The organism is Syntrophaceae bacterium (assembly GCA_013177825.1).
GTDB lineage: Bacteria > Desulfobacterota > Syntrophia > Syntrophales > PHBD01 > PHBD01.
This window is the reverse complement of the sequence record JABLXX010000002.1, coordinates 414,103-439,163: the sequence shown is the minus strand read 5'-3', so window position 1 is coordinate 439,163 and position 25,061 is coordinate 414,103. Positions and strand designations below refer to the sequence as shown.

General features: G+C 63.2%; 21 protein-coding genes. 11 read left to right on the top strand and 10 right to left on the bottom strand.

Going from position 1 to position 25,061, the window contains the following annotated elements:
- Positions 1 to 52 precede the first annotated feature (52 nt).
- The 4 genes from HPY65_06755 to HPY65_06740 form a co-directional block, all read right to left on the bottom strand.
- Positions 53 to 1,174: a hypothetical protein gene (locus HPY65_06755; protein ID NPU84171.1), complete on the bottom strand. Its 1,122-nt coding sequence runs from the start codon at positions 1,172 to 1,174 to the stop codon at positions 53 to 55.
- A 221-nt stretch (positions 1,175 to 1,395) separates the two neighbouring features.
- The gene (gene rfbD, locus HPY65_06750; protein NPU84170.1) at positions 1,396 to 2,271 is read right to left on the bottom strand and encodes a dTDP-4-dehydrorhamnose reductase; all 876 of its coding nucleotides are present in this window, start codon (positions 2,269 to 2,271) and stop codon (positions 1,396 to 1,398) included.
- Entirely contained in the window at positions 2,268 to 3,008 is a 741-nt protein-coding gene (truA, locus tag HPY65_06745; GenBank protein ID NPU84169.1) for a tRNA pseudouridine(38-40) synthase TruA, read from the bottom strand. Before truA ends, rfbD begins: the two co-directional genes overlap by 4 nt.
- A 69-nt stretch (positions 3,009 to 3,077) precedes the next feature.
- Positions 3,078 to 4,277: a phosphoglycerate kinase gene (locus tag HPY65_06740; protein NPU84168.1), complete on the bottom strand. Its 1,200-nt coding sequence runs from the start codon at positions 4,275 to 4,277 to the stop codon at positions 3,078 to 3,080.
- Between the two features lie 229 nt (positions 4,278 to 4,506).
- Between HPY65_06740 and HPY65_06735 the strand changes: the two genes are divergently transcribed.
- Positions 4,507 to 6,069 (top strand): methylmalonyl-CoA carboxyltransferase, encoded by a 1,563-nt coding sequence (locus HPY65_06735; protein NPU84167.1) that lies wholly within the window; start codon positions 4,507 to 4,509, stop codon positions 6,067 to 6,069.
- Between the two features lie 165 nt (positions 6,070 to 6,234).
- Here the strand turns inward: HPY65_06735 and HPY65_06730 are convergent, their stop codons facing one another.
- Positions 6,235 to 7,191, bottom strand: coding sequence for an amidohydrolase (locus HPY65_06730; GenBank protein ID NPU84166.1), 957 nt, complete (start codon positions 7,189 to 7,191; stop codon positions 6,235 to 6,237).
- A 117-nt stretch (positions 7,192 to 7,308) separates the two neighbouring features.
- Here HPY65_06730 and HPY65_06725 point away from each other — a divergent pair, with 117 nt between their 5' ends.
- The 6 genes from HPY65_06725 to HPY65_06700 all read left to right on the top strand — a co-directional run bounded on the left by HPY65_06725 (position 7,309) and on the right by HPY65_06700 (position 13,012).
- The gene (locus HPY65_06725; protein NPU84165.1) at positions 7,309 to 8,256 is read left to right on the top strand and encodes a LysR family transcriptional regulator; all 948 of its coding nucleotides are present in this window, start codon (positions 7,309 to 7,311) and stop codon (positions 8,254 to 8,256) included.
- A gap of 209 nt (positions 8,257 to 8,465) precedes the next feature.
- On the top strand, positions 8,466 to 9,719 hold the full coding sequence (locus HPY65_06720; GenBank protein ID NPU84164.1) for a hypothetical protein: 1,254 nt from the start codon (positions 8,466 to 8,468) through the stop codon (positions 9,717 to 9,719).
- A 4-nt stretch (positions 9,720 to 9,723) separates the two neighbouring features.
- Positions 9,724 to 11,052: a sigma-54-dependent Fis family transcriptional regulator gene (locus HPY65_06715; protein NPU84163.1), complete on the top strand. Its 1,329-nt coding sequence runs from the start codon at positions 9,724 to 9,726 to the stop codon at positions 11,050 to 11,052.
- A gap of 164 nt (positions 11,053 to 11,216) precedes the next feature.
- Positions 11,217 to 11,579 carry a hypothetical protein gene (locus HPY65_06710; GenBank protein ID NPU84162.1) on the top strand — a complete coding sequence of 121 codons (363 nt, stop codon included), beginning with the start codon at positions 11,217 to 11,219 and terminating at the stop codon, positions 11,577 to 11,579.
- A complete protein-coding gene (locus HPY65_06705) occupies positions 11,560 to 12,135 on the top strand; it encodes a hypothetical protein (GenBank protein NPU84161.1) in 576 nt (191 codons plus the stop codon). Before HPY65_06710 ends, HPY65_06705 begins: the two co-directional genes overlap by 20 nt.
- A gap of 16 nt (positions 12,136 to 12,151) precedes the next feature.
- A complete protein-coding gene (locus HPY65_06700; protein NPU84160.1) occupies positions 12,152 to 13,012 on the top strand; it encodes a hypothetical protein in 861 nt (286 codons plus the stop codon).
- 94 nt (positions 13,013 to 13,106) lie between these two features.
- On the opposite strand, the gene HPY65_06695 is transcribed toward HPY65_06700, so the two are convergent.
- Both HPY65_06695 and HPY65_06690 read right to left on the bottom strand, forming a co-directional pair.
- A complete protein-coding gene (locus HPY65_06695) occupies positions 13,107 to 13,781 on the bottom strand; it encodes a response regulator (GenBank protein ID NPU84159.1) in 675 nt (224 codons plus the stop codon).
- On the bottom strand, positions 13,778 to 15,190 hold the full coding sequence (locus tag HPY65_06690; protein NPU84158.1) for a HAMP domain-containing protein: 1,413 nt from the start codon (positions 15,188 to 15,190) through the stop codon (positions 13,778 to 13,780). The genes HPY65_06695 and HPY65_06690 overlap by 4 nt, the downstream gene beginning before the upstream one ends.
- A gap of 210 nt (positions 15,191 to 15,400) precedes the next feature.
- Here HPY65_06690 and HPY65_06685 point away from each other — a divergent pair, with 210 nt between their 5' ends.
- From HPY65_06685 to HPY65_06670, 4 genes are read left to right on the top strand one after another with little or no spacing between them, the layout of a single operon-like run.
- Positions 15,401 to 16,843: an efflux transporter outer membrane subunit gene (locus HPY65_06685; GenBank protein NPU84157.1), complete on the top strand. Its 1,443-nt coding sequence runs from the start codon at positions 15,401 to 15,403 to the stop codon at positions 16,841 to 16,843.
- Positions 16,840 to 18,129, top strand: a complete 1,290-nt coding sequence (locus HPY65_06680; protein ID NPU84156.1) for an efflux RND transporter periplasmic adaptor subunit — start codon at positions 16,840 to 16,842, stop codon at positions 18,127 to 18,129. Before HPY65_06685 ends, HPY65_06680 begins: the two co-directional genes overlap by 4 nt.
- Positions 18,126 to 18,860 carry an ABC transporter ATP-binding protein gene (locus tag HPY65_06675; protein ID NPU84155.1) on the top strand — a complete coding sequence of 245 codons (735 nt, stop codon included), beginning with the start codon at positions 18,126 to 18,128 and terminating at the stop codon, positions 18,858 to 18,860. Before HPY65_06680 ends, HPY65_06675 begins: the two co-directional genes overlap by 4 nt.
- A gap of 2 nt (positions 18,861 to 18,862) precedes the next feature.
- Positions 18,863 to 20,068, top strand: coding sequence for an FtsX-like permease family protein (locus HPY65_06670; GenBank protein ID NPU84154.1), 1,206 nt, complete (start codon positions 18,863 to 18,865; stop codon positions 20,066 to 20,068).
- A 67-nt stretch (positions 20,069 to 20,135) separates the two neighbouring features.
- Here the strand turns inward: HPY65_06670 and HPY65_06665 are convergent, their stop codons facing one another.
- From HPY65_06665 to der, 3 genes are all read right to left on the bottom strand, one after another.
- Positions 20,136 to 22,652: a PAS domain S-box protein gene (locus tag HPY65_06665; GenBank protein ID NPU84153.1), complete on the bottom strand. Its 2,517-nt coding sequence runs from the start codon at positions 22,650 to 22,652 to the stop codon at positions 20,136 to 20,138.
- 227 nt (positions 22,653 to 22,879) lie between these two features.
- Positions 22,880 to 23,539 (bottom strand): polysaccharide deacetylase family protein, encoded by a 660-nt coding sequence (locus HPY65_06660; protein NPU84152.1) that lies wholly within the window; start codon positions 23,537 to 23,539, stop codon positions 22,880 to 22,882.
- 143 nt (positions 23,540 to 23,682) lie between these two features.
- The gene (der, locus tag HPY65_06655) at positions 23,683 to 25,005 is read right to left on the bottom strand and encodes a ribosome biogenesis GTPase Der (protein NPU84151.1); all 1,323 of its coding nucleotides are present in this window, start codon (positions 25,003 to 25,005) and stop codon (positions 23,683 to 23,685) included.
- Positions 25,006 to 25,061: the final 56 nt, after the last annotated feature.

Genomic DNA, 25,061 nt, shown 5'->3' with positions numbered 1-25,061 from the left:
CATCGGCCGGGAAGTACCCGGGCACTTCCCCCGTAACGACCTGAGGGCAGGATCAGTGGACGAGCCTCGCCCGAATCCGGTTCTGTGTAATTTCGACAATCTTGACCTTGCGGGATTTGAAGGACAGGGCGGCAAGATCGTCGGCAAATCCCCGGATGGTGCCCCTCACCTCGACGTCCAGGTCAACCTGCCCCCTGCTGAAGGAACGTTGATGAGCCTCCCGATACCCTTTGACTTCATGAGACATCAGCTCCTTGAAAGAGACCAGATCATCGTAGGAATCGAGGCCCGATATGACGAGCTTGAACGTGGAGGCCTTCACGAGGTCGGCGGTCCACCGGCTCAGGATCCCGTCGAAGAGGGCCCGGGACAGCCTGCCCGTGGCATCCTCGGTGATCTCCTTCCAGTCGCCTTTCACACCGGGCTTTGAGGCGGCGGCGGAGTCGGCGGCAATGACTTCTCCCGTGTCGCCGTTGATGACCTTGGCCGAGACGGTCACCTTGTTGGAATGCATCTCGATGTTGCTGATGGTGAATGCGCTGGTGGCCGTCTCCACCCGGCCGGCCACCAGGACTTCCGCCCCGATTCCGCGGGCCATTCGGGAGAGTTTGCGCCGGTCCCCCTCGGCCTTGTCCATTTCGTCGACATCGCTATTTTTTTTCACTGTCTCGGCATCCACGACATGAAATCCCTGCTCCATGAAATACCGGGACATGACGGACTCGGCCAGGGCATCCTTCGCCTCCCCGCCGCTGAAGCGGATCATCAGGCGGGGCTTCGCCTTGCGGGACACGATGAGCCGGATCGCCTTCATCCGCTCCTGCAGGCGGCCGGTGCCGACGTCGGCGTCGATGACCACCGTGTAGGTCTTCCCGTCCTGCTTCTCCGAAACGATGGAATAGGCATTGATGAAGCCGTCCGCCTCGGCCAGGATCTGGTCCAGCTTGACGGTGTAATTCTCGACCTCCGTCCGGGAGCTGATCATCACGCCGACGGCCTGTTCCACGGCGTTCCGCTGCGCGTTTTCGACAGCCCGGTCCCGGGCGATGTCCTTGAAATTTTTGTGAATGGTTGCCGATCCTTCGGCGCGGATCCTGTTTTGCGGAAAGCCCGGAGAGGCGGGGAGGATCACGAGGAGGACGGCGGTCAGGATCGTCCAGATCTTCCAGTTCATGGAATGCGTTCCGTGCTTCGGGAAAAGAGCCATGGCCTCACGATTGGGATGGATTGACCAGCAAGGTCGCCAATATACGCAGGTCCCCCTGCAGTGTCAAGGCGAATGTCCCGCAGTGACAGGCGTGGGCAGCGAACTTCCTCATGAAAAGGGGGCAGAGTTGAGTTTTGTCCCGGGGGAATGAAAACGGGGCGCGGACTGGAAATCCGCCCCCGGCGCTTTTAATGCCTCGACACCCCGGGATCCGCCGGAAAGCCGGCATGGGATAAATATTCCACAAGGGCCAGTTGCCAGAAACGGAGGGTCTTGCCCGTCGCCTCGAGAAATTTCCTGCCGGAGAGGACGCTGTACCGGGGACGGACCGCCGGCCGGGGAAAACGCTCCGTCGGCACAGGCGACACCGTTACACCCGTCTTCCCGGCCATCTCCATGATTTTGCAGGCGAAGGAGTACCAGCTTACGGAACCCCGGTTCGTCACGTGGAAGATGCCACGGTGCCCCCCTTCCAGGAGAAGGTTGACCGCCCCGGCCAGGTCCCATGAATAGGTCGGGCAGCCGATCTGATCGTCCACCACCTCCAGGCGGTCCGTAATGGCGGCCTTCTCCAGGATCGTGCGGACGAAGTTCTTCCCCCCCTTCCCGTAAAGCCAGGACGTCCGGACCAGGAGAACGTTCTCCGTCGCCTCCAGGAGCAGGCGCTCCCCTTCGAGCTTGGATTCCCCGTAGACGTTCAGGGGGGCGCCGGGGTCATCCTCCGCGTAGGGTGTGCCTTTCCGGCCGTCGAAGATGTAGTCCGTGCTGAAATGGACGATCCGGACACCCCTCTCCCTGCATGCCAGGGCAAGGTTCTCGACCCCCCGGGCGTTGACGGAGAAGCAGCCGTCCCGGTCGGATTCGCAGCCGTCGACATTCGTGTAGGCGGCTGCATTGACCACGGCGTCCGGGCCGGTTTCCGCGACAGCATCCCGGCAGGCCTCCCGGGACGTGATGTCCAGTTCGTCGATGTCCATGCCGGTCACTTCATGGCCCGCCATTGCAAGGCGGACCAGGAGGTCACCCCCAAGCATTCCCTTGTGGCCGACGACCAGAATATTCATGCGTACCGGACCTCCTTGAGAAAAAGTCCCCGGGCGGGGGCGGTGATGCCGGCGGCGGCCCGGTCCTTCGCCGCCAGGACGGCCGGGATGTCGCCGGGTTGTCTCCGGCCCTTGCCGACCTCCACAAGGGTTCCGGTGATGATCCGGACCATGTAGCGCAAAAAACCTTCGGCTTCCACGGTGATGTCGATAAAGCCCTCCTCGTTCCGGACGACGGAAATCTCCCGGATCGTCCGGACCCGGTGGGGGGCGTCGGAGTGGATCGTGCTGAAGGACGTGAAGTCGTGGGTGCCGGCCAGATACCCGGCCGCTTCCTGCATCGGTGCGATCAGGAGGGGCCGGAAGATCTCCCAGGCAAAGTGCCGGTGAAGGGCCGAGCGAACGGGCCGGTTGAGAATCCGGTAAAGGTAGATCTTGCCGGTGGCGCTGTGGCGGGCGTGGAAATCCTCCGGCGCTTCGTCGAGCCGGATCACCGCGATGTCCCGGGGCAAGAGGCTGTTGAGGCCCAGGAGGAAATTCCGAACCGGGACCGCCGAGGCCGTCCGGAAATGGGCCACCTGGGCCAGGGCGTGGACCCCCGCGTCGGTCCGCCCGGAGCCGATCACCTTCACGGCCTCTCCGGTCATGACGGCGATCTTCTCCTCCAGGACCTGCTGGATCGACAGGCCGTTCTTCTGACGCTGCCAGCCGGCATAGGCCGCTCCGTCGTATTCGAGGATCATCCGGATGTTTCGCATAGGCAAAAAAAAGGGAAGGCGTCCTTGTCCTTCCCTTTGTCCGTTCGGTGCCGAAGGCCCTCTCCGTGGCTAGGGACGGGTCGCCGCGCCGCATTCTTCCAGGGCTGCGATCCCCGGCAGGACTTTCCCTTCCAGGAGCTCCAGGGAGGCGCCGCCTCCGGTCGAAATATAGGTAATCTTGTCGCTCTCTCCGGTTTTGTGGATGGCCACGTCGGTGTCGCCGCCGCCGACGATCGTCAGGGCGTAGGAATTGGCCACGCTGTGGGCCAGCGCGGCGGTTCCGCGCCCGAAGGCGTCGATCTCGAAAACCCCCATGGGGCCGTTCCAGACGATCGTCTTGGCATTGGCCAGGGCCTCCGCAAAGAGGGTGATCGTCGCCGGCCCGATGTCGAGGCCCAGCCAGTGGGAGTTCATCTCCTGCACCGGGACGATCTTCGTCTCCGCCTCGGCGCTTTTCTCCTCGGCGATCACAACGTCGATGGGCAGATAGAACTTGACGCCCCTCTCCTTGACCATGGCCAGGATTTCCTCGGCCTTGGGGATGAGTTCGTCCTCCACGATGGAGCGGCCGACGTTGTATCCGAGGGCCTTCAGAAACGTGAAGGCCATCCCGCCGCCGACGATCATCTTGTCGACCTTCGTCGCGAGGTTGCTGAGCGCCGCCAACTTGTCGGAGACCTTGGAGCCGCCGACGATGAAGACAAAGGGCCGCGGCGGATTGTCGATGACCTTCTGGAAGTAGTTCAGCTCCTTCTTGATGAGGAACCCGGCCGCGCATTCGGGGACGAAACGCGTGATGGCCACGTTGGAGGCGTGGCTCCGGTGGGCGTTCCCGAAGGCGTCGTCGATGTAAACGTCCCCAAGGGTTGCCAGCTCGCGGGCGAAGGCCTCGTCGTTCTTTTCCTCCTCCGGGTGAAACCGGAGGTTTTCCAGGAGAACCACGTCGCCCGGACTCATGCCGGCAACAAGTTGCCGGACGTCATCGCCAATGCAGTCGCCGGCCATCTTCACCTGCTTTTCCAGGAGACGGGACAGGCGCTTGGCCACCGGGGCCAGGCTGTACTTGGGGTCATGCTTTCCCTTGGGACGCCCCAGGTGGGACATGATAACGACCTTCGCGCCCTCGTCGAGGGCGTAATTGATGGTGGGAAGGGTCGACCGGATCCGGATGTCGTCGGTGATGTTGCCCGACCCGTCGAGGGGTACATTGTAATCAAACCGGAAGAGAACCCTTTTCCCTTTGAGATCCAATGTGTCGATGAATTTCACAGCTCCTCCTTGCCCATTTCACAAAGACGTGATAAAAGACAGCCGACTTCCGCGGAGAAACGCTATTTCTCCATTAAAAATCAGCTAGTTGGACGCGCTCCCGCCGATTGACCGGGACATATATATACCTCGAACCCTTCCCAGGTCAAGGCGGAAGTCGCCCGGGCCCTCTGAACGGACATTGGTGTCTGTCACCGATCCAATACGAGAGAGAAGGAGACTGCAGGCAATGGAAAAGAAGAGTCTGACGCAGCAGAAAATCGAGGCCTTTGAGGCCAGGCGGAGCGCCCTCTTGACCATGGGCGGCGAGGCGCTCGTCAAAAAGCAGCACGAGTTGGGAAAACTGACGGCCCGGGAGAGGCTGGACCGGTTCTTCGACAAGGGAACCTTCCAGGAGGTTCAGCTCTTCGTAAAGCACCGCTCCACCCTGTTCGGCCTGGACAAGAAGGAGATCAACGCCGACGGCGTCGTCACCGGCGTGGGCCAGGTGAACGGCCGCACTGTTTTCGTGGCCGCCCAGGACTTCACCAGCTCCGGCGGCAGCCTCGGGGAGATGCACGCCAAGAAGATCTGGAAGGTCATGGACATGGCCGTCGACGCCCGGAAGCCTTTCGTGGCCCTGAACGACTCCGGCGGCGCCCGGATCCAGGAAGGCGTTCCCGCCCTGGACGGCTACGGCGGGATCTTCTACCGCAACACCATCGCTTCGGGCTACATCCCCCAGATCACGGCCATCATGGGCCCCACGGCGGGCGGCGCCGTCTATTCGCCGGCACTCACCGACTGGGTCTTCATGGTCAAGAAATCGAGCTACATGTACATCACCGGTCCGGACGTCATCAAGGCCGTCATCGGCGAGGAGGTCAGCCATGACGACCTGGGCGGCGCCGTCGCCCACGCCACCAAGAGCGGCGTCTGCCATTTCGCCACGGAAAACGACGAGGACTGCATCGACAAGGTGAAGCTCCTCCTGTCCTTCCTCCCCGACAGCTGCCACAGCCCGCTGCCCGTGGTTTCCTGCACCGATGCGCCGGACCGCCTCTGCCCCGAGCTGGACGGCATCATCCCCGACCGGGCCACCCGCGGCTACAACATGCGCAAGGTCGTCGAGGCCGTGGCGGACAACGGCATCGTCTTCGAGCCCCACGAAATGTGGGCCAAGAACATGCTCGTGGCCTTCATCCGCATCATGGGCAAGCCCGTCGGCGTCATCGCCAACAACCCCGGCTTCGGCGCCGGCGTGCTGGACGTCAACGCCTCCGACAAGGCCTCGCGGTTCATCCGCTTCTGCGACGCCTTCAACATCCCGCTTTTGACCTTCGCCGACGTTCCCGGCTACATGCCCGGAACGAATCAGGAATGGTCGGGCATCATCAGCCACGGGGCGAAGCTGCTCCATGCCTATTCCGAAGCGACGGTGCCCAAGCTGACCGTCGTCACCCGGAAGGACTACGGCGGAGCCTACATCGGCATGTGCAGCAAGTACCTGGGGGCCGACTACGTCATGGCCTGGCCCTCGGCGGAAATCGCCGTCATGGGTGCCGAAGGGGCCTGCAACATCATCTACCGCAGGGAGATCTCAAGCGCTGATGATCCCGCGGCCAAGCGGAAGGAACTCGTCCAGGCCTACGAAGACCAGTTCAACAATCCCTACTTCGCCGCCAGCATGGGAATCATCGAGGAGGTCATCGCCCCCCGGGAAACCCGCCAGCGCGTGGCCCTGCTCTTGGACGCCTACAAGGACAAGACCCAGAGCCGTCTGGAAAAGAAGCACAACAACATCCCCCTGTAATCCGCAATTCGCGGGGACAGCAGGACAAACGAAGGGCGGAGGCCGAAAGGGTCTCCGCCCTTTTTTTTAATCCTTTCATCCGGGAGCCCATCGCCTCTTCCCGGGACACGGTCGCCGCCGTCTGCACGATCAGGCCTTCTCGACGTCAGCCGGTTCCCGCTCCTGCTACCCGAGTCTCGGGAACAGCCTGAGTGCGTTTTCCCATTCCACGGCCTGTTTCGCCCCTTCTCCGAAGCCGTCGTAGGCGTTGATCCCCTTGACCGTTTCGACGGTCAGCACCTCGGGCGCGAAGGGATAGTCGCTGCCGAATAGAATCTGCGATTCGTCCACCAGGGACTGAAGAGAACGAAGGGCGTGGACGGAGGCGGAAAGGCCCGTATCGTAGTAGAGTTTCCGGAGATAGAAAAAGGCGTCCCTGGGAGCCCTTTCGGAGGCCCCCGGCCACACGAAAGATCCAAGGGCGAGACGCCAGGCAAGGAAAGGGGCTGTGCCCCCGGCGTGAGCGAAAATGAAGGAAATGTCCGGATATCGTTCCAGGGTGCCGCTGAATATGAGACTGGCGATGGTCCTTGTCGTGTCGAAGGTGACTTCCATCAGGAAGTTGGGAACATGGTCCCCCAGAGGATTCCCGCCCGGTGGATCGGTCGGATGCACGTACACGACGGCTTTTCTCCGGTCCAGCTCGGAAAAGAGGTCTTCAAATGCGGGATCGCCCGGATACCGGCCGGCATAGTTGGTGAGCAGGCAGACGCCGTCCAGGTGGAGGGAATCGAGCGAATATTCCATCTCCCGGAAGGCTTCCCGCACGTCCGGAAGCGGCAGGACTGCGAAGGCTCCTATTCTCCGCGGATGATCGGAGATCAGGCGGGCGGAGATCTCGTTGCATTTCCGCGCCAGGCCACTGGCAAAAGGGACGCTGCCGAAATAAACACCCGGGCTGGAGATCGATGTGACTGCGGCCTGGATGCCGTTGCGATCCATCATCTCCAGCATGGATTCCACAGACCATTGCGGGAAATTCGCGCCCAGGGAATTCACGACCCCGACATCCGCCAGGGCCTCGATATAGGCCGGCGGAACGATATGGTGATGAACGTCGATTCTCTTCGTTTTCTCCGTCATGATTCAGTTCTCCTTTCCCATGATTTCCTGTTCGGGTGACTGCATTCTACAGGCAGGGAAAGGCGGCTTGCCAATACCATGTTGGTTGTATTATGATACCTTAAAGGTATTGAACGAATGGAATTACGACACCTTCGATATTTCGTGGCCGTTGCGGAGGAACTGAACATGCGGCGCGCCGCGGAGCGCCTGAATGTCTCGCAGCCGCCGCTCAGCCGGCAGATCCGCGACCTGGAGGACGAACTCGGGACGCTGCTGTTCGAGCGGAAACATAGAAAACTTTGCCTGACAAAGGCGGGGGAATACTTCCTGAAGGAAGCGAACGGGATCCTTTCCAGGGCCCGCCGGGCTGCTCAGCTCACCCGGTCCATCAGCCGGGGAGAATCGGGCACGCTCACCATCGCCACAGGGTACATCGCCGGAACGCTCCCCGCAACGGTCCTGAAGGAATACCACGAACGATTTCCCTCGGTGGAGATCGTCATGAGGCAAATGACCCCTTCCGAACAACTGGTCGCCCTGCTGGATCGCCAGGTCGACATCGGTTTTGTCGGCCTGTGCGAGATCGAATTGCAGGATGTCTTGAGTTTCAAAGGCATCTTTGACGTCGGAATGCTGGCCGTCCTCCCGGCGGGACACGCCCTGTTGAAGCGGAGGAGGATTCGTCTCGAATCCTGTTCGGACCAGCCCTTTGTTTTCCTGGAGAGGGCGGCGGCACCGGCGGTTCATGACGGGCTGATCGATCTGTGCAGACAGACCGGTTTCACGCCTGCCATCGTGCAGCGGGCGGATCGGCCGCAAGCTCTCCTCCAGCTCGTTGCCGCCGGTTTCGGCATTTCCATCGTGCCCGACCTCTTTCAAGGCTATCCCGTGGCCGGCCTCGCCTATCGCCCCCTGGCCGGGAAAACGCCGAAGGCCGTTTTCTCCGTCGCCTGGCGCCGCGACAATCCGTCTCCCCTGCTCAAGTCGTTTCTGGACATTCTCTGCAGTGACGCCGGCGGGAATTCAAATCGATCCCGTCCCACCACTGCAGGTCACGGCAGCCTTTCCGGGGGTTTTCGTTGAGGAGCCTGCCGTCTGTCATTCCCAACCCCCTTTTCGCCTCCCGCGGAACGACGTTCTTCACGGGAGATGAAGCCTTTTGATAGAGCTGCACCCTGCCCTGTTCCGCCCCACTCGTTGACACCTCCCCGAAATCCGGTATGATCACCGGTAAAAAACATCCGTAAAACCGGGACGTCCAAAAAACGGGAAGAGGTGCTGCAATATCCGTCATGCCGAAAAGCGAGCTCACCATCCTGAGGATCGGCCTGTTCGCCCTGCTCGGTTTCATCACCGCCGCGGCCGTCTACATCACGTTCGAGATTACGCACTCGGCAAAGGCCCTGGCCGGACAGGCCCTCGAAAGCACGGCCCTTTCACTTTCCTACTCGGCGGAGAACGCCCTTCAGCTCGGCGCGAAAGCGGGCGATGAAATCAAATCGGTCTTTTCCGACCGGGTCGTGGCCTATGCGCTGGTCGCATCGGAAGAGGGGAGGATTCTCTTTCACACGAACAGCCGGCTGGAGGGCCAGAGGCTGAGCGGAGAAGAGCTCGGCCGCTGGCGCCCCGGGGAGAAGCCGTCCAGCCGGCGGATCCGCCTGGGGACGGGCATGCCGGCGGCGGAATTCAATTTCACCATTCACTCCCCCGGGGAAGGGAAGCGGCTTCTTCGGCTGGTCCTGCACACGGCAGGCGCGGACCGGATCGTGGCCGAGGCCGACCGGCTCCGGTGGATCGTCTCCGGCGCGCTGCTGCTTCTCTGGGCCGTCGGGATCCTGCTGGAGAGAACCTTCACCCGCTACCGGACCCTCCGGGACCGGATGGAACGGGAGGAGCGGCTGACCCTGATCGGGCAGATGACGGCCGTCCTGGCCCACGAGATCCGGAATGCCGTCGGCGGGATCAAGGGCTTCAGCCAGTGGATCGGGGAAAAAACGGAGGAAGGAGACGAGCGGCAAGCGGCGATCGCGGGCGTGATCCGGGGAACGGACCGGATCGAGTCGCTCGTGAACGACCTCCTGCTGTATTCCCGTGATGAAACCTACGACCTCCGGGACATGGCGCTACGCCCCGTCATCGAGGAGGCCCTGGAGCCGGTCCGGTCCCGCTGGGGAGGGCGCATCGAACTGGAGGAAGACCGGGGAACCCGGGTCCGGGCGGACAGGGACAAGCTGGAGCGGGTCCTGACGAACGGCATCCGGAACGCGCTGGAGGCCATGGGCGCCGAAGGCATACTGAAAATCGGCGCGCACCCTGAGGGCGGACAGGCCGTCATTGAAATCGAAGATTCGGGGCCCGGCGTCCGGGAAGAGGACCGATCCCGGCTGTTCACGCCCTTTTTCACGACAAAGACCGGCGGGACCGGCCTGGGCCTCGCGTACACCCGGAAGGTCGTCGAGGGCATGGGCGGCCGAGTCGAACTGGCCAACCGCAGCGGCGGCGCCGCGGGCGCGATCCTGACCGTCCGCCTGCCGCAGGGAAAGTGAATCCATGGGAAAAGCCGTATTGATCGTAGACGACGACGAGCTGATGCTGTCCTTCCTGTCCACGGTTCTCCGGGGAGACGGCTTCCGTGTGGAGGAGGCCCGGAGCGGACAGGAGGGCCTGGCCCGTTTTCTCAAATCCGACTTCGATCTCGCCCTGACGGACCTCCGGATGCCCGATTTCTCGGGGGTCGACCTGATCCGCAAGGGTCGGGAAGCGAAGCCGGAGGTTCCGTGGGTCATCATCACGGCGTTCGGGTCCATCGACAACGCCGTAACGGCCATGAAGGCCGGGGCCTCCGACTACCTGACCAAGCCGCTCTCAAGCCCGGACGAGTTGCGCCGCGTCGTCCGGCGGATCCTGGCCGAGTCGGAGAAGGAGCGGAAGCTCGCCCTGATGTCGGAGGAGCTGGCGAGCCACTACCCCCCGGCGGACCTGATCTTCCTCGGGGAAAAGATGGAAGCGGTCCGCAGGCTGGTCCGGGAGGTGGCGCCGACGACCGCCACGGTGCTTGTCACGGGACCGAGCGGCACCGGCAAGGAACTGGTCGCCCGGTTCATCCACCAGTCCAGTCCGCGCCGGGAGAAGCCCTTTGTCGCCGTCCACTGCGCCGCGCTGACGGAGACGCTCCTGGAGAGCGAGCTCTTCGGCCACGAGAAGGGGGCCTACACCGGCGCGGCCGGCATGCGGAAGGGGCGGTTCGAGCTGGCCGACGGCGGCACCCTCTTCCTGGACGAAATCGGCGAGATCAGTCCGTCGATCCAGGTCAAGCTGCTCCGGGCGATCCAGGAGCGGGTGTTCGAGCGCGTGGGCGGGATGCAGCCCATTTCCGTGGACGTCCGCATCATCGCCTCGACGAACCGGGACCTCCGGGAGGAAACCGCGGCCGGAAGGTTCCGGGAGGATCTTTTCTACCGGCTGAACGTCTTTCCCGTGACCCTTCCCCCGCTCCGGGACCGGAAAGAGACGATCCTGCCGCTGGCGGAGTACTTCACCGGAAAGTTTTCCGCCCAGTTCGGCAAGAAGATATCCGGCATCCGGGAGGAGGCACAATCCCTTCTCCTCTCGTATCCATGGCCTGGAAACATCCGGGAGTTGCAGAACATCATCGAGCGGGCCGTCATCCTGGCGGCGGATCGCATCGGAGTCGAGCACCTGAATCTCGAGGCGCGCCGGCCGGCCGATTCGGGAGACGGGCTCCTCAAGGCCGGGGAAGAGGAGATGATCCGGAAGGTCCTTGCGGAGACGGGCGGAAGCAGGAAGGAGACCGCCCGGATCCTGGGGATTTCCCTCCGGACGTTGCAGTACCGGATCAAGGAATACGGCATCCGCTGAGATGCAGAATCTGCGCGGATTTCTGCAGCATCTGCATGCAGGGCGCCGGGCAGCGGACCGGGGTTGGAATTATATCAATTGATTCCATTGTGTTAAGAAGATTGGCGGTTCTGGCACCGACCTTGCTCCCCTGATCGCAAAACAAACCGAAAGGAGAGCAAGTCATGAACAGAATTCAGGCCATCATCGTAGCGGCGGTGTTTCTCGCCGCATCCTCCATGGCTGTCGTCGCGGACGCCAGGCAGGGAGGCGGCATGGGGGGCGGCATGGGAAGCGGGGCCGGCATCGGCAGCGCCAGCGGCCCCGGCGGCGCCGGCGGTAAAATCGGCTCCGGTGCCCAGGTGCGGCAGCAGACCATGGAGCAGAATCGGATCCGGCAGCATGACGAGACCCTGCTGAAGAGCACACAGGTAAAATCCGGAAGCGCGAAGATGAAAGGAAAGACCTATGGCCCCGGCGACGGCACGGGAAACCTGGGGGACCGTCCCCTCGACGGAACCGGTTACGGTGCACCGGACAACCGGTAACCATGGAATCAAAGCAGCGGGCGGGACGGTCCTGACCGTCCTGCTCCTCGCTTTTTCCCTGCTCCTCTGCCCTCCCGGAGCCCTCGCGGCCCCGGCCGGGGAGGAGAGCGTCTCTCTGCCCAGAAGCGGCATCCCGTACCCGGGAGGATTCGATCAAAACACCGTCGGGGAGATTCGGGGCAACGTCACCCGGATCACCATCCCCGCGAGCGGACCGGTGCAGATCCAGATCCTGTCCGGGCGCGATCCGTACACCGTCATCGCCTCGCCGTCCTGGTACTGGAAGGACATCGGAGTGGAGGTGACGGAGGGAACGGAACTGCGGGTCCGGGGATCGAAAGCCCTGGGCGCCGACGGGAATCTCTACATGATCGCCCAGGAAATCCGGCTCCTGAAGACAGGCCGGTCCCTCGTTCTCAGAGACGAGTCGGGACGGCCCTTCTGGACAGGTTCGCGGTTCGGATCCTCCGGAAGCCAGACCGGTTTCGGATCGCCGCTGAGAGGTCCCGGGGGCTCCATGGGCAGTCCCGGAGGCGCCGGGCGCGGCAGGCGATAAGCGAAAGGAGGCCGGAATGATGAACGGAATGCGGGCGATTATCGCCGCATGGGCAATGATGTTTCTGCTTTTCGGTGCCGTGGCGGCACAGGCGGACTGGGAGGCGGGCGCAAAGGCCGGGTACGATTCCAACGCGGACCGGGCCCTGAACGGCGGCAGGTCGGACTTTCTCCTCTCCGGGTATGCCGCATACACGCGGGCGCCGACCTTCGATTCCCGGCTGGACTGGACCCTCTCCCTCGTCCTGGAGGGGACCGCCTACACGCGCATCACCGATCTCAGTAACGTAACCGTCACCTTTGCCCCGGGGCTTGCGTACGCCTTCAGCCCCGTCTGGAGCATTCACGCCGCCCCCTTCCTGCAGGCCAAGGGGGTCAACGACTCGGACCAGTCGGCATGGGCGATGGGCGGCAAGGTGAGTCTCCGGCAGCGGTGGACAAAAGACTTCTACACGGGCCAGCATTACATGTACACGGACAGCCGCGCCCGGGAGGACGTGTATTCCTACCGGGAGAACGCCCTGGGCGCCGTCATCGGGAAGTACTGGACACCTGTCTTCTTCACGGAAGCAACCTACGAGTATTCGCGGGGGGATGCCTTCCGGACCCTGGAAACGACGAGCTACCTGGCGACAACCATAGCGGCTCCCGGGGGAGCACGATTCGGTCGGGGGGGAAACCGCGTCATTTATTCGACGACCTTCAACGAGTACGTCGTGAAAGAAACGGTGGACCGCCATGCCGTCGGCCTGAGTGCGGGCTACGACCTGACGAAGGCGCTGTCCACCATCGTCGGCTACACCTACACGACGGCCTCCGGGGATTCCGGGACCGTTTCCTACCACACGGTCTACTGCGGACTGGGCTACCGGTTTTAGAATACAAGGACGTCGATGCGGCAACCGGCGGCTTTCCAGTTGGAAGCAGTCGCAACCGGCGGCTGAGGAGAACGGAGCCGGCGCGGCCCCGCTCTCACTCGGCCTCGAACTTGTACCCGACGCCGTAGACCGAGTGAATGATCCGGGACTCCGGGTCGGCCGCCTCGATCTTTCTCCGGAGCTTCTTGACGTGGCTGTCGATGGTCCGGTCGCTGACGCTGCGCGGATCCGGGTAGATCCGGTCCATGAGCTGCCCGCGCCGGTAGATGCGCCCCGGGTGGGCGGCCAGGAGCTGGAGCAGCTTGAACTCCACGGCGGTCAGCTCCAGGTCGCGTCCGTTCAGGACGGCCCGGTAGCGAAACTCGTCCAGGACGAGCCCCGCCGCCGCCTCGTCGGCTCCTCCGTCGCGGGCGCGGCGGAGGACCGCCTTGACCCTGGCCACTACCTCCCTTGGACTGAAGGGCTTGCAGATGTAGTCGTCGGCCCCGAGTTCCAGCCCCAGCAGGCGGTCGATCTCCTCGATCCGGGCCGTCACCATGATGACCGGTACGGCGGAAAAGGTTCGGATCTCCCGGCAGATCTCCAGGCCGTCGCGGCCCGGCAGCATCAGGTCGAGCAGGATCAGATCCGGCTCCCGCTCCCTGACCCGGGGCACGACCTCCAGGCCGTTTCCGAGGCAGGACGGCTCGAAACCCGCCGCACGGAGATAGTCGGCCAGCAGGCTTGCCAGTTTCGGCTCGTCCTCGACGATGAGAATGCTCCCGCTCATGAGAATTTCCCCGCGGCCGGCAGGACGATCCGGATCAGGATCCCTCCCCGGGGGGACGCCTGCGCCGTGATTGTTCCCGCATGGGCCTCCACGATGTTCTTGCAGATCGCAAGTCCCAGCCCGGCACCGCCCGATTCCCGGGCCCGGGAGCCTTCCACGCGGTACAGGCGGTCGAAGAGGCGGCTCAGGGCCTCCTCGGGAACCCCCGGGGCGGAGTCCTCGAACTCGATTGTCGCCTCCCCGCTTACGCCGCTCAGGCGGACGGCCAGCGTTCCCCCGGCATCGGTGTATTTCAGGGAATTGTCCAGCAGGTTGGCGAAAAGCTGGCTCAGGCGCTCCGGATCGGCGAATACCGTTCCGTCCGTCCGCTCCGGGACGTCCGTTTCGAGCCGGATGGACTTGCGGGCGAATTCCGAACGGAAGGACTCGACGGAATCCCGGAGGACCGCGGCCGGATCCAGGTCCTCCTTGTGGTAGCTCAGCGTGCCGAGGTCGGAGAGGGAAAGCTGGTACAGGTCGTTCACGAGGCGGTTCAGCCGCATCGTCTCCGCGTGGAGGGAACGGATCGTCTCCGGGGTGACAGTGCGGATTCCGTCCAGGAGCGCCTCGATCTCCCCCTGCAGGACCGTCAGGGGCGTCCTGAGTTCGTGGGAGATGTCGGCCAGCCACTGGCGGCGGGCCTTTTCATTCATCTCGAGCGTCAGGGCCATGGCGTTGAAGTCGCCGGCGAGACGGCCCAGTTCGTCCGAAGAAGACACGGGCACCCGGGTGGCATAGTTTCCCGAGGCCAGATCGTGGGTGGCCGCGGCCATGGCCCGGACCGGCCGGACCAGGCGGTTTGCTAGCGGAAGGGCTACCAGGACAACGGCGAACAGGATGCCCGCGGCGGCGAGGGCCAGGGCCAGCCGCTGCCGGCTGAGAAACCGGGCCTGGACCGGATGCAGGAACCGCTGGGGCGCATGCAGGCCCACGTAGCCCACGGTCCGGCCCTCGTGAACGACGGGCCGGAAGCTGATCTCTCCCTCCCCGGCGGGCGACCCGAAGACCGGCCTCCGTTCGGCATCCAGGATCACGAGGGGGCCGGACGAACCACCCTTCTCTTCACCTTCTTTCCCCCATTGCCTCATCTGCTCCTGGGTGAGCGCAAGCCCGTTCCCCGAGGCGGTGCGCAGGGTGAGCCCCATCCAGACGCCCCGGCTGTCCTTCAGGAAGTCCCAGCTCCCATGCCCGGCGTAGGCCTGTCCCAGGCTTTCAGCCATCTGCTCCACCCTGCCCTGGTCCTGCGTGGCGAGGTACTGGTAGAAGCCCCGGTCGATGTTCCACCGCATGATCCCGTACAGGATCAGGATGGCGAGGCCCGTGGCGGCCAGAATCGTGAAAAACAGGCGCTGGGTGATGCCGATCTTCATGCGTTTTTCGCCTCCTTTCGTGTCTATGTATGGGTATTGCGGCGGGTCGTCAAGAATCAGGGCGAATTTTGGCGGATTTCCTCATTTCCTGCACATTCGTGTGCTAGCTTCTCTCCAAAAGACGGATGTCCCGGGGCGCTTTCGCGATGCAACCGGGACGGAGGAACCATGTTTCGTATCAAATTGATCAAAAGCCTTGGCAGAAGGGGAATGCGGATCGGCATCCTGGTTATCGTTCTGGCGATGCCGGCCGGCTGCGTGACCGTGGGACCCGACTACAGGCCGCCCGACCTGTCCGCGCCTGCGGCCTGGAACAATGAAGTCCGGGAAGGAAGCGGCGCCGCGGCAAACGTCGCCGGGACGGCGGACAAATGGTGGAGCACCCTGAACGACCCGGAGCTGACCAGCCTGATCGAGCGGGCCGTTGCGGGCAATCTCGATCTGAAGAAGGCCCGGGCGCGTGTCCGCGAGGCCCGGGCGCAGCGGGGCGTCGCCCAGGCGGGATACTTCCCGACCCTCGGCGCCACAGGCTCCGCCACCCGGAGTCGGAGCAGCGAGGAGACCGGCACCGGAGCAACCGGCGTGCTTTATTCCGCGGGCTTCGACGCCGCCTGGGAGCTGGACGTCTTCGGCGGCGTGCGCCGTTCCGTGGAGGCGGCGGACGCCACCCTGCAGGCGACGCAGGAAAGCCTGCACGACGTCCTCGTCACGCTGCTGGCCGAGGTGGCCCTGAACTACACGGAAGTCCGGACCTGGCAGGCCCGGATCGCCGCGGCGGAGGCCAACCTGAAGGCCCAGGAGGAGACCTTTCAATTGACCTCCTGGCGGCAGCAGGCGGGGCTCAGCGACGACCTGGCGGTCCGGCAGGCCCGCTACAACCTCGAAAGCACCCGCTCCCAGATCCCGACCCTCCGCACCGGCCTGGAGGAGGCGCAGAACCGCATCGCCGTGCTCCTGGGAGAGCAGCCAGGCAAGGTGCACGGGGAGCTGAGCGAGCGGAAGCCTATCCCCGTCTCATCCGCCGGGATCGCCCTCGGCGTGCCCGCCGAAGCCCTGCGGAACCGCCCCGACGTGCGGAAAGCCGAGCGCGAACTGGCGGCCCAGACGGCAAAGATCGGAGTGGCCACGGCCGACCTATATCCCAAGTTCAAGCTGAACGGCTCCATCGGTGTGGATTCCACCCTCATCGGCCGGCTCTTCACCTCGGGCACCTACAGCTGGAGCTTCGGCCCCCAGATCACCTGGACGCTCTTCGACGGAGGAGCGATCCGCCGGAACATCGAGGCGCAGACGGCCCTGCAGGAGCAATACTGGATCGCCTATGAAGCCGCCGTGCTGGGCGCCTTGGAGGAGGCGGAAAACGCCATCCGGGCCTATGTGGAGGAGCAGATCCGCCGGAAGTCCCTGATCGAGGCGACCCGGGCGGCCGAAGAGGCCGCCCGGCTGGCGAAGCTCAAGTACCAGGCGGGCCTGACGGATTTCAGCACCGTGCTGGATGCCGAGCGGTCCCTCCTGACCTTCCAGGACAGCCTGGCCCAGAGCGAAGGGGCCATCACGTCCAACCTCATCAAACTTTACAAAGCCCTTGGCGGCGGCTGGAAATCACAGGTCCCCGACGGGACGAAGCCGCCGAAGAGCGGAGAGAGCAAATGAACGAGAAAAATCAATCCCTGTCGGACATCGAAAAGACCATCCGGGGGGGCTCACCGAGCGGGCCTCTCGCGCGTCACAAGAAAAAGATTCTGATCGCAGCGGCGGTCCTGGTGCTCGTGATCCTGGTCGTCGCATTGCTCTGTGTACGCGGCAGCTCGTCCAAGGCGACGCGATACCAGACCGAACCGGTCCGGCAGGGCAACCTTACCGTCATCGTGACCGCGACGGGCACCCTCAAGCCGACGAACACCGTCGAGGTAGGCAGCGAGCTCTCCGGCACCATCCGGAGCGTCGAGGTGGACTACAACAGCCGCGTCCGGGTCGGGCAGGTGCTGGCCCGGATGGACACGACGAAGCTTGAGGCCACCATCGCCCAGCTGAAGGCCGCCCTGGAATCGGCGAAGGCCAAGGCACTCCAGGCGAAGGCGACGGTCCTGGAAACGCAGGCCAAGCTCGCCCAGTACCGGGAGGTGTCGAAGCTGAGCGACGGGAAGGTGCCGTCGAAGCTGGAAATGGACGCGGCGGAGGCGGCCTTCGAGCGCGCCCGGGCCGACGCGGCCAGCGCCGACGCGGCCGTGTCCCAAGCCCGGGCCGCGCTCCAGGCCAGCGAAACCGACCTCTCCAAGGCGACCATCAAGTCGCCCATCAACGGCATCGTCCTCACCCGGAGCATCGAGCCAGGACAGACCGTGGCCGCCTCGATGACGACCCCGGTGCTCTTCACGCTGGCGGAGGACCTGACCAAGATGGACCTGCACGTGAACGTGGACGAGGCGGACATTGGAAAGGTGCTGGAGGGGCAGAAGGCGACGTTCACCGTCGCCGCCTATGCCGGCCGGACGTTCGAGGCGCGGATCACCCAGGCACGCTACGGATCTTCCACCACGTCGGGGGTCGTCACCTACGAAACCGTGCTCAAGGTCGACAACGCGGACCTCTCTCTCCGCCCGGGCATGACGGCCACCGCAGACATCATCGTCAAGAAGATCGACAACGCCATCCTGATACCCAGCGCCGCACTCCGCTTCACCCCGCCCCAGCAGCCGGAGGCAAAATCCTCCACGGGCCTGGTGGGCGCGCTGCTTCCCCGCCCGCCCAGTTCCGGCGGACAGAAGAGCGTGGAGACCGCCGGAAAGCAACAGCGGGTCTGGATATTGAAGGACAACCAGCCGGGAGCCGTATCGGTGACGGTCGGGGCCGCGAACGGGAGCTTGACGGAGGTCACCTCCGGCGATCTCCAGCCCGGTGCATCCGTCATTGTCGACACCCTGGGGGGAACGAAATGAAGAACGGCGATTCTTCCCCGACCCATGCGGATTCCGGGAAACACCTCATCGCGCTCCGGGGGGTGACGAAGATCTACGGGGAGGGCCTCGCCTCGATGCAGGCGCTCCGCGGGATCGACCTCACCATCGACGAGGGCGAGTTCGCGGCCATCATGGGACCGAGCGGATCGGGAAAATCCACCTGCATGAATATCCTGGGCTGCCTGGATACGCCGACGGCCGGATCCTATACCTTCAAGGGCCTCGAGGTCGGGAGCCTGACCCGCAACGAGCGCGCCCTCCTCCGCCGGCACTACCAGGGCTTCGTCTTCCAGGGCTACAACCTCCTGAACCGCACGTCGGCCCTGGAAAACGTGGAGCTTCCCCTGATTTACCGCGGAACCCCCGCCCACGAACGGCGGGAGCGCGCCCTCCGGGCACTGGAAACCGTGGGCCTCAAGGGATGGGAGCACCACACCCCCGGGGAGCTTTCCGGGGGGCAGCAGCAGCGGGTCGCCATCGCCCGGGCCATCGTAACCGGCCCGTCGGTGCTCCTGGCGGACGAGCCGACGGGGAACCTGGACTCGGAGCGCAGCATCGAGATCATGGATCTCCTCACCTCGCTGAACTCCGATCAGGGAATCACGGTGATCATGATCACCCACGAATCGGAAATGGCGGTCTACGCGAAGCGGACGATCCATTTCCTCGACGGCCTCGTCTCCCGGGACCGGCGGAACGGAGGGAACTGATCATGCTCTGGAACACGATTCTCCTCTCCCTCCGGGCGATCCGGCGAAACGTCATGCGCTCGTTCCTGACGACCCTGGGAATCGTCATCGGCGTGGCCGCGGTCATCACGATGGTGACCATCGGCGGCGGGGCGACCGCCCAGGTCGGCGAGCAGATCGCCAGCATGGGGAGCAACCTCCTGATGGTCACCCCCGGGAAGAGGCTCGGCCCTGGCCAGTCCTCGAGCACCGTGCTCTTCAAGGAGGCCGACGCAGAGGCCATCGCCAGGGAGGTCCCCTCGGTCGCCGCCGTGGCGCCGGTCTCCTCCCAGTCGGTCAAGGCGATCTTCAGCAACCAGAACTGGACGACCCAGGTGACGGGCAGCGACAACCAGTACTTCCGGGTGACGAACCGCACCATCGGGGCGGGCCGGTCCTTCAACGACAGCGAAACCCGGAGCGGGGCGGCGATCTGCGTCATCGGGGAAACGGTGCGTAAGAAGCTCTATGGCGGGCAGGAGGCCCTGGGGGAAAAGCTCCGCCTGGAGAAGCTCTCCTGTGAGATCATCGGGGTTCTGAACGCCAAGGGCCAGAGCACCATGGGCATGGACCAGGACGACATCGTGGTCATTCCGCTCCGGACCCTGCAGCGGCGGATCTCCGGCAGCCAGGACGTCGCCATGATCCAGGTCTCGGTCCGGGACGGCGAATCCACGGAGAAGGCCCAGCAGAGCATCGTCCGCCTGATGCGGGAGAGGCGGCACCTGGCGGCGAGCGACGACGACAACTTCACCGTCATGGACATGAAGGAGATCGCCAAGATGCTGACCGGGACGACCCAGCTCCTGACGGCGCTTCTCGGGGCCGTGGCCGCCGTCAGCCTGCTGGTGGGCGGCATCGGGATCATGAACATCATGCTGGTGTCGGTCACCGAGCGCACCCGCGAGATCGGTGTCCGCCTCGCCATCGGCGCGCTGGAGCGGGAGGTTCTGTTGCAGTTCCTGGTGGAGGCGGTGGTGCTTTCCTCCCTGGGCGGCATCATCGGCATCATCCTGGCCCTTGCCGCCTCCGTCTGGCTGGCGGGGGTCCTGCACGTGCCCTTCATCTTCAACGGCACGATCGTCCTGGTCGCGTTCCTGTTCTCGGCGATGGTCGGGGTGGTCTTCGGATATTTTCCGGCCCTCAAGGCCGCCCGGATGGACCCGATCGAGGCCCTGCGCCACGAATGACAATCGCCGGCAACCAATAAACTTTCCCGTGGGCGGGGGATGTGCCGGTGCTTCACCCGATTGCCGCCTACGGGTGCTTCTCCAGGACGTCCTGCAATGCCTTCAGGGAGAAAGGTTTCGTCAGCGCCTCCACAAAGCCGTACTGTGCGTAATCCTGGATGACCGGATCATCGCTGTAGCCGCTGAGGATGATGCCCCTGACGCCGGGATCGATCGCCCGAAGCCTTTCCATCGTCGGTTCTCCGCCCAACCCTCCCGGGACCATCAGATCGAGAATGACCATCCTGTATGGCCGTTGAGATTCGGTGGCCCTGATATACAGATCGATCGCCGCGAGGCCGTCGCTGGTTGTCTCCACCTCATAGCCCATCGCCGTCAATAGCTCCTTCAACATGTCCCGGATCATGGCCTCGTCATCCATGACCAGAATGCGTCCCTTCGCGCCCGACAGCCCTTCCGGAGGCCGCTCGTCGGACGGAAGCGTTACGCTGACAGCCGCGGGAAGGTAAACACGGAACGTGCTCCCCCTTCCCTCCTTTGACTCCAGGGTGATGCAGCCGTTGTGCTTGGTGACCACCGAGTGGCAGACGGACAGGCCAAGCCCCATCCCCTTTTGTGCTCCCCTCTGTTTCGTCGAAAAATAGGGATCGAAAATAAGCGGCAGTTCGTCCGTCGGGATGCCTTTTCCGGTATCTTCCACGGATATCCTGATATATGCCCCCGGCCGGATCGGCAGTTTATCCTGTACCTTGACCATCGTGTTCTCAGCCCGGATCGCCAGCCTTCCCCCTTCAGGCATCGCTTCGGCGGCGTTGATTGCCAGGTTTCTGATGACTTGGTGGATCTGCCTTTCATCGACCTCGACAGGCCAGAGATCACGATCCAGGTGGAACCTCTTTTCCACGGGTGACGCGCCGAGAATTCTCAATACGGCGTCTTTAATGAGATCACTGACGTCAAGAACCTGCTTGACCGGCTCCCCTCCCTTGGAAAAAACGAGCAGACGATTGGTCAGTTCCGTTGCCTGGCTGATGGCCTTCTCCGTTGCCCTCAGCCTGTTTTGAACCTTCTCCCCCGGAGGGATGTCCATCTTCAACAGCTCGATGTACCCCTGGATCACGGCCAAGAGGTTGTTGAAATCGTGGGCGATTCCAGCTGCCAGCGTGCCGACGGACTCCAGCTTCTGGACTTTCAGATGCTCGGCTTCCGCGCGTTTGCGGTCGGTGATGTCCCGCAGGTAGGCCAGATTGCACCGGTTGCCCTTGTAGGTCACCCTGACCATGGATACTTCCGCGTTGATAAAGGTGCCGTCCGGCAGAAGAACCCTTATCTCAACCTGTTTTGGTGTCGGCAACCCCCGCGTGATCTTGTCGACATAGTCCATGAAAGCGGCCTGGTCGTCAGGGTGGATAAACTTGCCCCTGGTCTTGCCCACGATCTCGTCTCTTCTCCGGCCGATCTTGTCCAGAAACGGTTGATTGACATAAACGTACCGGCCTTCATGGACAATGGCGATGCCGTCGCTGGAGCTTTCCAGGGACGTCCGATAGAGTTCCTCGCTCTCCTGAAGCGCCTTCTCCATGCGCTTGCGTTCGGTGATGTCCCGGCTCACCGTGAGGATCCCGACCAGTTTGTCATCTTTGTCGCGCAGACCGGACATGCTGCTTTCCAGCCAGATGGTGGATCCGTCTTTTCTGTATTCCTCCACTTCAAAAACCCGGGTTCTCGACGGATCGACGTTCCCCTCGGCTTCCCGTTTCATCTCTTCCTCAAGGGCCGTCATCAGCACCTGCATGGATTCGGGGGTCATATATTGATCCAGGGACCTGTTCATGGCCTCTTCGATGGTGAATCCGTGCGTGCGCGTGATGGACGGACTGATGTAGGTAAAGTGGAGATTCATGTCCGTAACGGTAATAAGCTCCGCCGAGTTTTCCGCAATCAGGCGGTATTTTTCTTCACTCCGGCGCAGGGCTTCTTCCGTTTTTCTATGCTCGGAAAGCTGCTGCTCCGCGATGCCGAGAGCACTGTCCCTTTCACGGAGCGCCAGATTCAGCGTGCTGGATGCCAGAACCAGGGCAAAGACCAGGATCGACCAGTCACCAAGGGGGGTATCCACAAAGTAGCGGTAAGGGAGATAACTGAAATGGTCCAGCAGGGCCAGCACAAGGCCCGTCACGATGCCCACACCCGCGAAAAAGGTGGCGGCCCGTGTTCCGAGGAGCAGGCCGGCGACAATCGTCATGGAAATGAAAAAACAGGCATTGATGCTGTTCAGCCCGCCATCCACCAGAACAATACAGGCAAAGGTCAGCCAGCCCACGGTCACGGCGACGATGCCGGCCTGCCTGATCTTTCCGACCTGCATCAGCAGTTTGGCGGCAACGGTTGCCGCCAACATCACCAGGATGGCGAGGGTTGCGCCCATTTTCGGCTCGAAAAATACGAGGGCGGCAATGAATCCGATTCCCATCAGGATGGAAAAAATCAGGAGGGTGCGGTTCAGCACACTGGCCGTCCGCATCATGCCTGGATCATCGGTGAAGCCTGGAGTTGCCTGGAACCACTTACGATGGATCATCATTCAACCTCCAAACCGGAAACGGATGCCAAATCCCAACCGCACGTTCCTGTTGAATTACAAAATGATTATGAAAAGTGGTCGTTACCTCCTTCTTGGGCCGCTCGCCCGCTTAACACATCTTTACATTTTTTTACAGGCCCTCCGGCGTTGTTGCCGGTGGCAAGGCGCATTTTCCGGGGACGGGACCGGCGGCGCTTCACCCGACGGTCCCGCCTGAAGGAGTCCGTTTAATCTCCTCGCTTAAACAGATCCGCGAGTTCACCCCAGCAGGAACCGGGATCGGCGCTGATCCGCCGGATCGTTTCCTCAAAGGAGCCCCACATGGCTTCCGTGGTCAGTTCGTAGGAGTGCCCCCAGAAGTAGAAGACGCCGCGCTCCTTTGCTTTTTCGTAGCGCAACCGCAGGTCGGGGGCGAGAAAATGGCAGGAGGGGTGGAACGACATGGCGTTTTCCGGGGGGAACGGATCATCGACCCCGCGGTCCGTCCTCGCGTAGACGTGCCCCGCCTCACGGACCAGGTCCATGACCGATTCGCTGTACGCGCCGAAGGGATAGGCAAATCCGAGCACCGGCTGCCCGAAAAACTGTTGAAGGCGGCTGCGGCCTTCCACGATTTCGTACCGTGCGGCCTCGACCGGCATCTGGTCGAGACGGGGGTGCGTCAGGCTGTGGTTGGCGATCGTGAAGCCGTCATAGACTTCTCTCATTTCATCCCGGCCGAGCCGCCGGACTTCCGTTCCCTCGTGAACAAAGCTCAACGTGCGGTTTTTCTCATGCAGACCGGCGCTGAGGTTGAAGGTCGCCTTCGCCCCGTACCGCCGAAGGATGTCGATGAGCCGCCCGTCCGTCGTCACGCCGTCATCCCAGCACTGCACCACGGTCATCATTCTCTGGTTCGTCCCCTGTCTGCCCTTCGACTGGAGTAGTGCGGACCATTCAACCGGCTCGCATCGCCCGCAAGGAACGCCCGGCCTCCGCTCATGAAACCGAACGGTAGAAGACCCGCCGAAGCGGCAAATGGAAAAGGGAGCTATTTCGACTTCCGCTTGAAGAAAACCCGTACCGGCACCTGCGTGAAGCCCAGAGTTTCCCGGATCTGGTTGACCAGGAAGCGCTGATAGGAGAAGTGGACGCCCTTGGGGTCCTTGATGAAGAAGATGAACGTCGGGGGACAGACCGCCGCCTGGGTGATGTAGGCGACGGTGTTGGCCCGCCCCTGGGTCATGGGCGGGGGATTCCTGGTGAGGACGGCCCGGAGGGATTCGTTCACGAGGGCGGTGTTCACCCGGCGGGTGTACTGCTCGTAGACACTGTCCACGGCATCAAAGATCTTCGGGACCCGCTGGCCCGACAGGGCGGAGACAAAGACGATGGGGGCGAAATCCATGAACTTGAGCGTCTCCTGAATCTTCCGGACATGATTCCCCACCGTGGCGTTGTCCTTCTCGATGGCGTCCCACTTGTTCACCACGATGATGACGGCCCTCCCCTCCTCCAGGGCCAGGCCGGCGATCTTGGCGTCCTGCTCGGTAATTCCCTCGACGGCGTCGATGAGGAGAAGCGCTACGTCGCACCGCCCCAGGGTCTTGATCGCCTGGAGGACGCTGTACTTCTCGAGGGTCAGGCTGACCCGGGCTTTCCGGCGGATGCCCGCCGTGTCGATGAGGACGTATTTCTTCTCTCCCCGCTCAAAGGCGGTATCCACGGCGTCCCGGGTCGTCCCCGGAACGGGATTCACGATGGCCCGCTCTACACCGAGGATCCGGTTCACCAGGGAGGATTTCCCCACGTTGGGCTTGCCGATGACGGCAATGCGGATCCGGTCGCCTTCCTCGGGCTCTTCCTCTTCATCTGAGGGCGGCAGGGACTCGACCACTTGGTCCAGAAGCTCCGCCACGCCGATGCCGTGCTGGGCCGAGATGGGATAGACGGTCTCCACCCCCAGGCCGTAGAACTCGTAGGAAAGCGCTTCCTGCTTCGGGCCGTCGGTCTTGTTGACGGCGTAGAAGACGGGCTTCTCAACGGCACGGAGCATCCGGGCGATCTCCCGGTCCGACGGGGTCAGGCCGTCCCGGACATCCAGAAGGAACACGATGGCGTCGGCCTCCTCGACGGCCAGCATCGTCTGCTCCCGCATCTGAACGAGGATCTTCTCCGTCGAGACGGGCTCGAATCCCCCCGTGTCGACCAGGAGAAACGACCGGCCGTTCCATTCCCCTTCTCCGTAGTTCCGGTCCCGGGTGGCCCCCGGCTCATCGATGACGATGGCCTTTTTCCTGCTGCGGACCAGACGGTTGAAGAGGGTGGACTTGCCGACGTTGGGCCGGCCGATGATGGCGATGACGGGCTTCATGGTTTCTTTGAATATCCTTATGTTTTATTGCGTTACGAGGCCATGGCTGCCATGGA